The organism is Pirellulales bacterium, assembly GCA_019694435.1.
Classification (GTDB): domain Bacteria; phylum Planctomycetota; class Planctomycetia; order Pirellulales; family JAEUIK01; genus JAIBBZ01.
Genome location: JAIBBZ010000015.1, coordinates 51,445 through 64,135, shown reverse-complemented (window position 1 = coordinate 64,135; position 12,691 = coordinate 51,445). Strand labels below are relative to the sequence as shown.

Sequence of the window (12,691 nt, the reverse complement as noted above, 5' to 3'; positions counted from 1 at the left end):
CTTCACGTGCGTCCCGAGCCTGCCGATTCACCGGCCAAGCCGCTTCGTTTCACCGAGCAGTTCGAGCTGTTCTTCGAACTGGCTGCGCGGATCGTGCGCGAAGTTGAGGCCGACGGCGCCTTGCTGCTCCTCGAAGGTCGGGTCGATTGGCCGCGCTTGCGGAAATTGAGCGAACGCCACCTGGCCGGGGTCAAGCTGGTAGTCGCCGCGACGTCGCCCGATCACTTGGAAGGGCACGAAGAAGCCCCGCTGGCGCGCGTGCTGATCGACATGCCCGACGCCCCGGTATACGACAAGCTGAGCCAGGCCCTGCTGGAGTGCGTGGCCGACGACCTGCTCGCCCCGGGGGCGAAGGTGCTGGCGCTCTACGGCGGCTTCGAGCCCGGCGCGATCGATTCGATGAGCGTGATCGCGCTCGACGACCGCTTGGGCCGTTTGACCGTCCGCGATTTGCGCCGTCTCGAAACGAGCGTGCCGCTCGAGACGCTGCAAACGGTGGTCAATCTGGCGCTGGAAATCGGCCATGAAGGGCGCGAAGGCAAGCCGGTCGGCACGTTATTCGTCGTCGGCGACACGCGCAAGGTGCTGTCGCGCAGCCGCGCGGCCGGTTTCGATCCGGTCAAGGGTTACAGCCGCAAGGATCGCAATCTGAAAAGCGCCCGCGTGCGCGAAGGGATCAAGGAGATTGCCCAGATGGACGGGGCCATCGTCGTGGCCCCCGACGGCACTGTCGAGGCGGCTTCACGCTACCTCGATGCGCCGGCCACGAACATCACGCTCTCCAAGGGGCTGGGAGCCCGGCATTGGGCTGCCGCGGCCATTACCCGGGCCACCAAGGCCGTGGCCGTGGCCGTCAGCGAATCGAGCGGTACGGTGCGGATCTTTCAGGACGGCGAAGTCGTCCTGCGGATCGAGCCGTTCCGCCGCCCGATGAAGTGGAAAGATTTCGAGTACGAGCCGCCGGTGGGCGAATAGGCCTCGCCCCGCGCGGTCGCCGGGCGCCGGGTCTATTGCCAACCGCGCGGGCGGGTAAGCTTCAGGTCGACGACGAACCGCGCGTGCGGCATCTCGGTGCGCACGATCTCGGCCGGCACGACGCTCAGCTCGCTGCCCGTCTGCCCGGCCCAACTTTCGCGGAACAGCACCTCGCCGGGTCGTTCTCCGACCGTGCGTTTCAAGCCATAAACATGCGACACTAGCGCCGCGATGCGCCCCGGTTCGCCTGTTGTGCCGTGCAGCTCGATGCGCTGTAGCTGATGGCCGCGGTCGAAGTAGTAAGTCAGCGATCCGGCCACGTCGCTCGGCTGCGTGCCGCTGACGAGCGTCACGCGATAGCCTTGCAGATCGAGGTCGGCCAACTGGGTCGAGACCCTGGCCCAGCGCCGCATGACCCATTGCGGCGTGATGCCGAACTGCAGGGCTTCTTCAAGCGGGACAAGCTCGGGCCGTGGCAGTTGCCCGTCGGCACTCGGCGACTGGCTCGCGGCCAGATACTGCTGTGCTGCACTCAGCACGTTGTCGCCCGCGCTCGATGCGCTGACGAGCCCCTCGAGCGGCTTCAGTAGATCGCCCGATTCGTAATACAGGTAAGGCCCCGCCACCGCAGTGGCAGCGACCACGGGCAAGAGCAGGCGACGGCTGAGCACGGTATCTCCTGTTCCGAGCGACGGAGCCGGCCGGCAACTGCAGGCCTCATCGAATGAGTATCGGCCGGAGTTGCCGTAAGAATGTCGCACGACGCGAGGTTCTCTTCGCAACTTGCCCAGCCGACACTTCCGCGTGAATCGCGCGACGGCCTACCACCAACCGAATCGCCGACCGATTTCGTAGGCGACCCCGATCAGGGCGGCAACCGCCACCAACGTCAGGCCATAGCCGTCGCGTGTGGGCTCCCCGCTTGGGACCGAAGACGACGTTTGCGCCGATTGCGCGGGAGCGAAGTAGCCCAGGGCCAGTTCGGCCGGTGAGATGCCCAGCAGCGCGGCCGCATACTCTTCGTCGGTGTAATAAGCCTCGCGCTCGCGATGCCAGGAAATCCCGAGCGTTTGCAGCATGTGTTCCACGCGTTCGCGCGGGAAGGACCGCCGCTGATGGGCCAGGTAGGCTAGGAACTGATCGTCTTGCAAGGCGTCGACCAGGTTGGCAAAACGCCCGACGAGATGCCCCGGATTGTGGGCCAGGGCCTTTTGCCGGCAATATTCGGCCACGCTGTCCAAGTCCAGCTCTTGGGCCGTGGCGGCCGCCAGCACCAGCACCTTGTCGCGCACCAGCAGCCGGCGGCGTTGCTCGGCGGCCCGCGCCAGGTGCAGGTACAGTCCGAGCAGATCGCAGTTGGCCGTAGACATGACCTCGGCAGCGTCCCGACGGGCGGAAGAACGGCTTGAGCGGGCCGCAGAGGTGATGATACTCATTTTCGCGCCCCGCGTTGCGCGGGTAGCGTGTTGCCGCTTCGAGCTGTTGGCGTAACCGATGACCGAAATGGCCACGATCGATGATTACCGCTGGCTCGTCAGCGGCGCGGCCCAGCCATGGCTCGATCGGACCAGCGCCAGCGTCCCGGGCGACCTGCTGCGCCAGGCGGCCGGGCTGCGCCGCGAATTGTCGGCCTCGCGGGCCCATCTGATCCTCGAGACTTGCGAGTTGCGGCGGCGGGCCCGGGACAAGTTTGCCCGCGCCGCCGACATGTTCTTCACACGTCGCGGCCTGGAACAGTCGACCGACCAAGGGGTGGCCGCGCACAAGGCCTCTCGTTTCGCGGGCCGCACGTCGGTGGTCGACCTCGCCTGTGGAATTGGAGGCGATCTGACCGCGCTGGCCCATCAGGGAGCCGTCCTGGGGATCGATTCGGACCAGGTCGTGGCCCTGCTCGCCGGGGCGAACCTGGCGAGCTGTCCCCAGGCTCGCGTTGCCTGCCGCGACGCAGCCGCCGGCGATTTGGCCGAGGCCGGGGCCTGGCATGTCGATCCTGACCGCCGCACCGGTGGCCGACGCTCACTCCGCGCCGAACTGCACAGCCCCAGCGCTGGCCAGATCGATGCCTGGCGGGCCCAGGTGCCGCATGCGGCTGTCAAGCTCGCGCCCGGGGCGACACCCCCCGAGCCTTGGGCCCGCGAGGCCGAATGCGAGTGGATCTCGCGCGGCGGCGAATGCCGGCAGCTCGTCGCCTGGTTTGGCGACTTGGCGCAGCACGCGGGCCGGCGCGCCGCCACGGTGTTGGGCGCCACCGCGCGCACGCTCGTCGGCGATCCGGATCAACCGGTTGCTACCGCAGCTGGTCTCGGCGAGTTTGTCTTCGACCCCGATCCGGCCGTGTTGGCTGCGCACCTGCTCGGAACCCTGGCGGCCGAGCACGCGCTCGAGGCAATCGACGCGAGCGCGGCCTACCTGACGGGCAATCGGGCGGTGCTGGACCCGGCCTTGTCCACGTTTCGCGTCGTCGACGTGCTGCCGCTGGAGACCCGGCGGCTGAAATCGTACGTGCGTGAGCATGGGATCGGGGTTCTGGAGATCAAGAAACGGGGCGTCGAAGTCGAGCCCGAGTTGCTGCGGCGGCAATTGCGCCTCGAAGGGGATTCCGCGGCGACGCTGCTGCTCGCTCGGCAGGCGGGGCGGCAGGTCGCCGTCGTCGCGCAGCGGATCGTCCCGGCGGAGCCGTCCCCGGCAGCCGCGGCTCGGTGTTTGCGGTTAGACTAGAGCGGTCCGTGGCGACGGCGGAGACTCTGGCTTGCGCAATCTGGCACTCTTGATCCTGGCCATCGCCGGCTGTGGCGCTTGCGTATCGCCGGCGCCGGCCGAGATGCTGATCTTGCTCCGCGAAGAGAGCAACCAACTGCGCTTCTGGTCAAATCTGCTGGCAGGCCATCACAACATCGTCGAGCTGCCGGTCCGCGACCGTTCGGCCTCGGCGCAGATCCTCGTCGAGCCCGGCGAGGGGCCGCTACGGCTCGTGCGGCAATTCCGCGTCGAATCCTGGGACGAAGTCGCCGGTCCGCGGGGTCCCTTGCAGACCGGCTTTGCCGTCGAACTCGAACCCACGCGAGTGGCCGATCGTTACCGGCTGCGTTTCGAGGTGCGGCGTGCCCGCGACGGCCGGGTCGTCCAGGAACATTTCGTCCTCCGGCGCGGCATCGGCATGTTCTATCTCTCGAAGGGCGAGTCGGGCGACGGCGCCACCGAACAAACGATTGCCCGCGCCAAGTCGCTGGTCGAAATGATGCTCGAATATCCGCAGGTCTATCGCGACCTGGAACAAGCCGCGCAAGAATGCTCGCTGCCGGGCTTGCAGTTCGTCCCCGAGACGCGCTACAGCCCGACGGTGATCGAAGCGGTGATGGGCGAGCCGATCGAGTTGACCGGCCCGGCGGTGCCCGATGCGTGGCCGCAGTGGGTGGCTGCACTCGATGCCGACGAATACGCCGAGCGGCGTGCGGCGCTCGACGCGCTCATCGCGGCCGGTCCCGACGTGGCGCGGTACCTGCGATCGCTGCCCGCCGAAGATCTATCGCCCGAGCAGCGCGCGCAGATCGCCTACGTGCTCAAGAGCCACACGATCGAGTTGCCCGCGGCGCCGCAGCCGCTGGCACCCGAGGACTTGCGCGACTTGCAAGAGTCCCCGCCCGACGAGTGGCTGGCCCGGGTGCTGATGTCGTCGGACCGACGCGTGCGCTCGTGGGCCACGGGACGTCTTGCGCGGCGCGGCATCGCGGTGCCGGCCTTGGAGCCGGAGGCCGACTTTGCGGAACGGAAGCGCGTCTCCGATCTGGTCCGCCAGCACCTTTCCGGCCAGAGCGAATAAGCGCTCGCCATTTCTCTCACGGATCACCGATGCTCATCTTCGACGCCCATCTTGACCTGTCGATGAACGCCTTGCAGTGGAACCGCGACCTGACGGCGACGGTCGCGGAGATCCGCCGCCGCGAGCAGGGGCAGTCCGACAAACCCGACCGTGGCCGGGGCACCGTGGCGCTGCCCGACATGCGCCGCGGTGGCGTGGGTCTGTGCGTCGCCACGCTGATTGCCCGTTATGTGAAGCCGACCAACGGCTTGCCCGGTTGCAACAGCCCCGAGATTGCCTGGGCCACGACCCAGGGGCAGTTGGCCTGGTACCGCGCCATGGAAGAGGCCGGACAGATGGCGGCCATCGTCGACCGCGCGTCGCTCGATCGACAGGTTGCCCGCTGGTTCGAGGCCGCGGCGCCGGGCGTTGCGCCCGAGCTGCGCGAGCGGCTACCGATCGGCTATGTACTCAGCCTTGAAGGGGCCGACTCGATCCTCACGCCGGCACACTTGGAGCGCGCTTTTGCCGCCGGTCTGCGGGCCATCGGGCCGGCGCACTACGGGCCCGGCACCTACGCACAGGGGACGCACGCCACCGGTGGTTTGGGGCCGCGCGGCCGCGAGTTGTTGGCCGAGATCGAACGCCTGGGCATGATTCTCGACGCGACCCATTTGTGCGACGACAGCTTCGCCGAGGCCCTGGCGTGCTACTCGGGCCGCGTCTGGGCCAGCCATTCGAATTGCCGCGCTTTGGTCCCTCACGAGCGCCAGTTCACCGACGAGCAATTGCGGCTGCTGATCGAGCGCGGCGCGGTGATCGGCGCGGCGCTGGATGCGTGGATGTTGGTGCCCGACTGGCAGCGCGGCCGCACGACGCCCCAGGAAACCGGCGTCTCTTTGCGGCACATGGTCGATCACATCGACCATGTGTGCCAGTTGGCCGGCAATGCGCGGCACGCGGCCATCGGTACCGATCTGGATGGCGGTTTCGGCCGCGAGCAAGCGCCGATCGATCTCGACACGATTGCCGACCTGCAGACGGTGCCAGGGCTACTGGCCGCGCGGGGCTATACGAGCGCCGATGTCGCCGCGATCATGCACGGCAACTGGATTCGTTTCCTGCGCGAGAGCTGGAATTGACGATTAGCGCCGCGTGTTGTTGAGCTTCCGGCTCGCCGTGCGGTCGCCGATCGCGCCCTTCGAGTCGCTCGTGCCGCCCACGACCAGCCCGGGGGGCAGGCCCGGACCAATCGGCCGGCGCGCGGCCGGCTTGCGCGGCCCGCCGGCGGCGCGGTTTTCCGTGCCGGGCGCCGCTTGCTCGGCGTCGAGCAATTCCTCGCTGAACCGGGTGATGTAGCGCAGCGAGCTGCCTTCGCCGGCATAGCCGACGACGCTCTTGTCGAGGTCGATCTGCTGGCCGACGATGCGGCCCGCCGCGATGTCGAACTGCACCGTGCCGGCCGATTCGCGCTGGATCAATTGCGCCTCGATGGCCGGGTCGTGAATCGGCGTCAGGATCTCGGTGGCGATCTCGATTCGGGCGACGTCGCCGGTGACCTCGGCCAGGGTGAACCGCTGCCGGGTCTTGATCGACTTCAATTCGCCCGTCTTGAGCGTGACCTCGATGTCGTAGGGTCGCGACCAGGTGTGACCCACGGCAACCGCCTCGTCGGGCAGCGGGATCGTGATCTGGCCGGTCTGATTGTTGGGCTGCGAGCGTTTGTCTTCGCGGCGCAGGATAGCGCCGCGGTTGTCGACCGTGAAGATGGTGAGCGTGACGCCGACGTTGGCGGCCACCTGCTCGAAACCGGACGGCGGCTGCTTGTCGGTCTGGCTGTTGTAGTACACGTCTTGGCGGCCAGCGAGTTTCTGCCGCATTTCGACGCTTTCGACCAGGTGCTCGAACGTGGCGTTACCGTTTTCTTCGACCGAGATCACGCGCCAGGCCTTGATCGAACCGCTGATTGTTTCGGCGGTTTGGGTGGTCCCGCCGACCGTGGTCCGGATCTCGGCGCGATGCTCGACCTGCCAGCGCAGCACCTGGCCCGGTTGGAACTTGTAACGCAGCGTATACGTTGGCGCCGAGGCGTCGGCGACAGGCGCTGCATCGTTGGCCTCTGCACGCGCAGTGCAAGGCGCCAGGGATATCGCTACGCCGGCGAACACAGCCCAGAACGTGCGCATCGAACTCGCATCCTTTCGAGTAACCGCGTGCAGCGCGACTGCCTGTCGCGCCGGCCGGGCCACGGGCAACCCGGCTAACTGCCCGGATGAAGCTGTCCACTCCAACCGAGTTTTTCGCGGAGCGTCTTGTAGTAACTGTGGCCGGGCACTTCGATCAACTGAAAGGTCGTCGAGGCACGCCAGATCGACACGCGATCGCCGGCCTGCAAGTTGCCCAGCACCTGTCCGTCGACGACCACGTCCGTACCAGGGTTCGGCTGGTTCACGACCAGCTCGAAACATCGCTCGGCCGCGTCGACCACGGGCCGATTGGTCAGCGTGTGCGGGCTGATGGGCGAGACGACGAACGCCTGCAAATCTTTCCGCAGGATCGGGCCGCCGGCCGAGAGGCTATGCGCCGTCGAGCCAACCGGCGTGCTGACAATCAGGCCGTCGCAACTGTAGGTAGTGACTAATTCGGCGTCAACGTAGAAATCGACTTCGAGCATCGCGAACGGCGGACCGGCGTGCACCACGACTTCGTTCAAGCCCAAGGAATGTGCCAGCACACGTTCGCCGCGGCGGTGTTCGCAGTGGAACATCAGGTGATCGACGATCCGTGTTTGACCTGCTGTCAATGCTGGCAGCACGACCGGCAGCTCGGCAGGCCGCAGGTCGGCCAGGAAGCCCAGGCGGCCCAGGTTGATTCCCAGGATCGGCCGCTGGTGTTCGCCCAGCTTGCGCACGGCGCGGAGAATCGAACCGTCGCCGCCCAACACGATCACCAACTCGGCGTCGTAATCGGCCGGATCGATCGCGAAGGTGAGGTCCCAGGCCACGATCTGGCAATGGCTCTCGATCTGCGATCGCAGCTCGCTGGCCGCGGCAGCCACGAGCGGACGCTCGCCCGAGCCGAGCACGATGGTTCGCGGGGGACCGGGTGCGGTGAACTTGCGCACCGCAGAAGAACTGGTGGCCATGGGGCTGATCCTAGGCGGCAACCCGCCTGCCTACAAGCAGCCTGCCCCCAAGCACAACTGCGCCCTGGCCGCACCAGCGCACGCGTCGCGTCAGCTCACACGCCTTTGGGTTGCCGCGGAACAGCCGCTGTAGGTGACCGCCAATTCGCGCAAGGTGCGCGCCAGCCCGGCCGCGTCGAGGCCGAGGTCGGCCAGCAGTTCGTTCCGCTCGCCGTGCTCGATGAACCGATCGGGAATTCCCAGGCGACGCACGCGGCTGGCGTCCAGCCCGGCGTCGGCCGCCGCCTCGAGCACAGCCGAGCCAAAGCCGCCGGGCAGCGACGATTCTTCCACCGTCACCACAAACGGCGATCGCTCGATGGCCCGTAAGATCTCGGCCGTGTCGAGCGGTTTGACGAAGCGGGCATTGATCAGCCCCAGCTCCAGGCCTTCCTTGCGCAGACTTTCGATCGCCTTGAGGCACGTTCCCAAGAGCGTTCCGGCCACGATCACCGTGCCGTCGTTTCCGGTGCGAATCACCTCGGAACGGCCCAGCTCGATCGGCGCCACCTCGCGGGCCACGGTCTCGACCCCGGCCTTTGGATAGCGGATCGCGCAGGGGCTCGGCGACGCCAGGGCAAAATCGAGCATCGCCGGCAGATCGGCCTCGTCCCCGGGGGCCATCACGACCAGGTTCGGGAACACACGCAGATACCCCAGGTCGAAGCAGCCATGATGCGTCGGCCCGTCCGGACCGGTCAGCCCTGCGCGGTCGAGCATCAAGGTGACCGGCAGATTTTGCAATGCGACTTCCTGGAAGATCTGGTCGTAGCTGCGTTGCAGGAAGGTGCTGTAGATGTCGACGATCGGTCGCAGGCCAGCCTTGGCCTGGCCCGCGGCAAACGCCACGGCGTGTGACTCGCAGATGCCGGTGTCGAAAAAGCGATCGGGAAAGGCGTCGCGCACCGGCTCGAGCTTGTTGCCCTGGCACATGGCCGCCGTCATCACGGTCACCCGCGGGTTGCGCTCCATCTGGGCAAAGATCGCCTCCGAGGCCACGTCGGTATAAGCCCGCGACGAGCTTTTCTTGATCGCGATCACGCAGCCGTCTTCGTGTTCGAAGGGCGCCGGCGTGTGGAAGAACACCGGGTCCTCGGCGGCCGGCTGAAAGCCGTGGCCTTTTTCGGTGACCACGTGCAGCAGCACGGGGCCCTCGACGTCTTTGACCATCTGCAGATACTTGCGCAACTGCGCGAGGTTGTGGCCGTCGACCGGCCCGATGTAGCGAATGCCCAACTCTTCGAACAGCATGCCGCCGGTCAGGCCGGCCTTGATCGAGTCCTTGACGTGCAGGAGCCACTTCTCGACCTCGTCGCCCAGCATCGGCATGCGGTGCAAGAACTTCTGCACCTCGGTCTTCAGGCCCGTGTAGCGCGGGTCCATTCGCGTGCGGTCGAGGTATTGGGCCAGCGCCCCGACGCGCGGACAGATCGACATCTTGTTGTCGTTGAGCACCACCAGCATCCGCTTTTTGAGGAAGCCGGCGTTGTTGAGGGCCTCGAACACGATGCCCGACGGCAAGGCGCCATCGCCGATCACGGCCACGGCATGGCGGTCGCCCTCACCGGGAATCAGGTCGTCGCCCGACTTGAGCCCCAGCACGGTCGATACGCTGCAGCCGGCATGGCCGGTCATGAACAGGTCGTAGTCGCTTTCGTGCGGGTTGGGATAGCCCATCAGCCCGCCCTTGCAGCGCATCGTGCCGAACTCGTGAAACCGCCCGGTGATCATCTTATGCGGATATATCTGGTGCCCGGTGTCCCAGATCAGGCGGTCGCGACGAAAGTCGAACGTGGTGTGCAGCGCCAGGCACAGCTCGATCACGCCGAGATTGGAAGCGAAGTGCGCCGTGCGCGTCGAAACGAGATTGCACAGGGCCTCGCGCATTTCCTGCGCCAGCTTTTCCAGCTCGACCAGTGAGAGTGCCTGGAGATCCTGCGGCGAGTCGATCTGCGACAACAGCGACTTCATCTATCGGTCCCTTTCGACGACGTACCGGGCCAACTCCTCGAGCAGCGATCCGGCCGCGCCCAAGGGCTCAAGGGCCCGCGCGGCATCAGCCACCAGCGCCTGGGCGCGGCGGCGGCTCTCCTCGATCCCCAGCAACCCCGGATAGGTCAGCTTACCCTGCTCGGCGTCTTTGCGCACGCGCTTGCCGATCTTCGCCTCGTCGCCGGCGACGTCGAGCAGATCGTCGGCAATCTGAAACGCGATCCCCACCGCCCGACCATACGCGGCCAGTGCCGCGAGTTGTTCGCTGCTGGCACCGGCCACGAGCCCCCCCAATTTCAAGGAAACTGCCAGCATGGCCCCCGTTTTTCGGGCGTGAATCCGCTCCAACTGTTCGAGACTGCCGGCTTGAAACGCGCCGTCGATATCGTCGGCCTGGCCCCCGACCATGCCGCTGGCGCCGGCGGCGCCGCCCAGCTCGGCGCAGCAGCGTGCGGCAACTTCGGCCGGCCTCACCTCGCCGGCCACGATCTCGAAGGCCCGGGTCAACAAGGCGTCGCCCGCCAGGATCGCCATAGCCTCGCCGAACACGCGGTGGTTAGTCGGCCGACCGCGCCGCAAGTCGTCGTCGTCCATGGCCGGCAGATCGTCGTGGACCAGCGAATACGCATGAATCATTTCAACCGCGCAGGCCACGGGCATCGCCGCGGCTTCGCTCCCACCACAGGCCTCGGCCGCCAGCAGCGCCAACAGGGCTCGCAGCCGTTTGCCGCCTCCTAAGGCGGCGTATTGCATGGCTTCTGCCAGTCGCGGCGGCCAGGTTTCGACGCCGGCCTGCGAGATGGCCGCGACCGCATCGCCTTGTAGGTAGCGGACGAGCGCGGATTCGATCCGCGCCCGGGCAGCCACGGCATATTCGCCCAGGGCCTGCGTGGTACCCACCATCGAATCGAGCCGCCTAAGGTCTTATGGTTCCCCCACATGGGCGCACGCGCCGGGGGAGATTCTAAAACAACCCCTCGGCGTCGTCCACTTCCGGGCTGTCGCTCGATGATCGCAACACCCTTCCGCCAGACGACTTGGGCTCGTCTGCGGGCTTTGGTGCGGACCGGCGCCGGCTGCGGCGGGACCCTTTGGCCTCAAGGTCGGCCGAGGCCTCGTCGTCAAATGGCGCCGTTTCCGGCCCCGTGGCCGGATCGAACCCGGTCAGCAACTCGATGCGCCGCTCGGCCCGTTCCAGCAGGCCGTAGCATTGCCGTAGGAGGGCCACGCCCTGTTCGTAACGCGCCAGGGCCGTCGACAGCCCGATTTGGCCGTCCTCGAGGTCATGGACGATGCGCTCCAGGTTGGCCAGCGCCTCCTCGAAGTTCGTCTCGGGTTGATCGTCGGGGGCAGCGGGGGTTTCGTCGCTCAAGCAAGCTTCCTTCACGGCTCATCGACTCACGCCAACACGAGTTTACGCTTCGCCCGACGAGGGTTCGACCCCCGGCTCGATCGACTCGACGCGACTCGTGGCCTGGCCACGGGCAAACCGGGTCACGAGCGTGTCGCCGGTCTGAAGCTCCGCCGCGGAGCGCACCACCGTGCGCTCGCCTGAAGAGTTCTCCAGCAGGGTCACGCTGTACCCGCGCCCCAGGACGGCCACCGGGCTGAGCGATTCGAGCCGCGCGGCGACGGTTTCGATGCGGCGGCGGGTGTCGCGCGTGCGATGCGTGGCGGCCCGCGCCGCGCGCGCAGCCAGCTCGTCGACGCGCCGCGCCAGATCATGCACGCGGTCCAAAGGCCGGCGCAGCGTGCGGTGCGCCGCCAGCGCGTCGAGCCGGGCCCGCGCCGAAACCGCTCGGCTACGCAGTGCCGCGACGAGGCGCCGGCTGCGTTGGGCCAAGACTTCGCGCAGCTCGGCGGCCGAAGGCACGACACGCTCGGCCGCTTCGCTCGGGGTCAAGGCTCGCACGTCGGCCACGAGGTCGGCCAGCGTCACGTCGATTTCGTGGCCGATCGCCGACACGACGGGAATCCGCGACGCATGGATCGCCCTGACGACGTGTTCTTCGTTAAACGCCCAAAGATCCTCGAGGCTCCCTCCGCCGCGCGTGACGACGAGCACCTCCGGCGGCTGCGGCAGACAGTTGGCCAATTGAATGGCCCGGGCCACTTCGAGCCCCGCGCCGTCGCCCTGCACGCGGACCGGAAAAATCAGCACGTCCGCGCCGCGCCAACGACGCTTGAGCACCTCGAGAAAATCGCGCACGGCCGCACCGCTGGGGCTGGTGACGACGCCGATGGTCCGCGGAAACCGGGGTAGGGAGCGCTTATGCGCCGGGTCGAACAGCCCCTCGGCCGCCAGCCGGGCTCGCAACTGCCGCAGCGCCAGCTCCAGCGCCCCGATGCCTTGCGGCTCGATCTGCTCGATCACCAGTTGATACGTGCCGCGCGGGGCATAGACGTCGAGATGCCCGAAGCACACCACTTCCAGACCGTCGTGCAGGTCGAACCGCACGCGGTTGGCAGTGCCGCGCCAGATCACGGCGCGGATTTGTGCTTCGTCATCCTTGAGCGTCAGGTAGCAATGGCCCGACTGGGGCCGCGAAAGGTTGGAGATTTCGCCCGCGACCCACACGGCCGGAAACGCCGTCTCAAGCAGGTCCTTCAACCGCAGCGTCAGCTCGGCCACGCTCCAGATGGATGGCTGCTGGGCTTCGGCCGCCGGCGCCGCCGGCAGCTCGGGTTCGTCGGGAAACAGCTCGCGCTGGGCCATGGCAAACCAAGGGGGGGCGTGAGCC

12 protein-coding genes are annotated in these 12,691 nt (G+C 67.4%); 4 read left to right on the top strand and 8 right to left on the bottom strand.

Annotated features, from left to right (window positions below; all coding sequences use genetic code 11):
* Positions 1–6: 6 nt before the first annotated feature.
* Positions 7–975: a DNA integrity scanning protein DisA nucleotide-binding domain protein gene (locus K1X74_12940; GenBank protein ID MBX7167228.1), complete on the top strand. Its 969-nt coding sequence runs from the start codon at positions 7–9 to the stop codon at positions 973–975.
* A gap of 32 nt (positions 976–1,007) precedes the next feature.
* Here K1X74_12940 and K1X74_12935 read toward each other — a convergent pair whose 3' ends face one another.
* Together K1X74_12935 and K1X74_12930 are read right to left on the bottom strand one after the other, a co-directional pair.
* A complete protein-coding gene (locus K1X74_12935; protein ID MBX7167227.1) occupies positions 1,008–1,646 on the bottom strand; it encodes a hypothetical protein in 639 nt (212 codons plus the stop codon).
* Positions 1,647–1,796: 150 nt separating this feature from the next.
* Positions 1,797–2,345 (bottom strand): hypothetical protein, encoded by a 549-nt coding sequence (locus K1X74_12930; protein MBX7167226.1) that lies wholly within the window; start codon positions 2,343–2,345, stop codon positions 1,797–1,799.
* A 133-nt stretch (positions 2,346–2,478) separates the two neighbouring features.
* Here K1X74_12930 and K1X74_12925 point away from each other — a divergent pair, with 133 nt between their 5' ends.
* Genes K1X74_12925 through K1X74_12915 form a run of 3 tightly spaced genes read left to right on the top strand, consistent with a single transcriptional unit; the run spans position 2,479 to position 5,916 of the window.
* Positions 2,479–3,693 carry a hypothetical protein gene (locus K1X74_12925; protein MBX7167225.1) on the top strand — a complete coding sequence of 405 codons (1,215 nt, stop codon included), beginning with the start codon at positions 2,479–2,481 and terminating at the stop codon, positions 3,691–3,693.
* Positions 3,694–3,724: 31 nt separating this feature from the next.
* Positions 3,725–4,795 (top strand): hypothetical protein, encoded by a 1,071-nt coding sequence (locus tag K1X74_12920; protein ID MBX7167224.1) that lies wholly within the window; start codon positions 3,725–3,727, stop codon positions 4,793–4,795.
* Between the two features lie 29 nt (positions 4,796–4,824).
* Complete coding sequence (locus K1X74_12915) at positions 4,825–5,916, top strand: membrane dipeptidase (protein ID MBX7167223.1); 1,092 nt, start codon at positions 4,825–4,827, stop codon at positions 5,914–5,916.
* 3 nt (positions 5,917–5,919) lie between these two features.
* Here the strand turns inward: K1X74_12915 and K1X74_12910 are convergent, their stop codons facing one another.
* The 6 genes from K1X74_12910 to xseA all read right to left on the bottom strand — a co-directional run bounded on the left by K1X74_12910 (position 5,920) and on the right by xseA (position 12,666).
* Positions 5,920–6,960: a hypothetical protein gene (locus K1X74_12910; GenBank protein MBX7167222.1), complete on the bottom strand. Its 1,041-nt coding sequence runs from the start codon at positions 6,958–6,960 to the stop codon at positions 5,920–5,922.
* A gap of 74 nt (positions 6,961–7,034) precedes the next feature.
* Positions 7,035–7,919 carry an NAD(+)/NADH kinase gene (locus K1X74_12905; GenBank protein MBX7167221.1) on the bottom strand — a complete coding sequence of 295 codons (885 nt, stop codon included), beginning with the start codon at positions 7,917–7,919 and terminating at the stop codon, positions 7,035–7,037.
* Between the two features lie 90 nt (positions 7,920–8,009).
* Entirely contained in the window at positions 8,010–9,929 is a 1,920-nt protein-coding gene (gene dxs / locus K1X74_12900) for a 1-deoxy-D-xylulose-5-phosphate synthase (protein ID MBX7167220.1), read from the bottom strand.
* On the bottom strand, positions 9,930–10,853 hold the full coding sequence (locus K1X74_12895; protein MBX7167219.1) for a polyprenyl synthetase family protein: 924 nt from the start codon (positions 10,851–10,853) through the stop codon (positions 9,930–9,932).
* 61 nt (positions 10,854–10,914) lie between these two features.
* A complete protein-coding gene (xseB, locus tag K1X74_12890) occupies positions 10,915–11,322 on the bottom strand; it encodes an exodeoxyribonuclease VII small subunit (GenBank protein MBX7167218.1) in 408 nt (135 codons plus the stop codon).
* 42 nt (positions 11,323–11,364) lie between these two features.
* Positions 11,365–12,666: an exodeoxyribonuclease VII large subunit gene (xseA, locus tag K1X74_12885; GenBank protein MBX7167217.1), complete on the bottom strand. Its 1,302-nt coding sequence runs from the start codon at positions 12,664–12,666 to the stop codon at positions 11,365–11,367.
* Between the last annotated feature and the right edge of the window lie 25 nt (positions 12,667–12,691).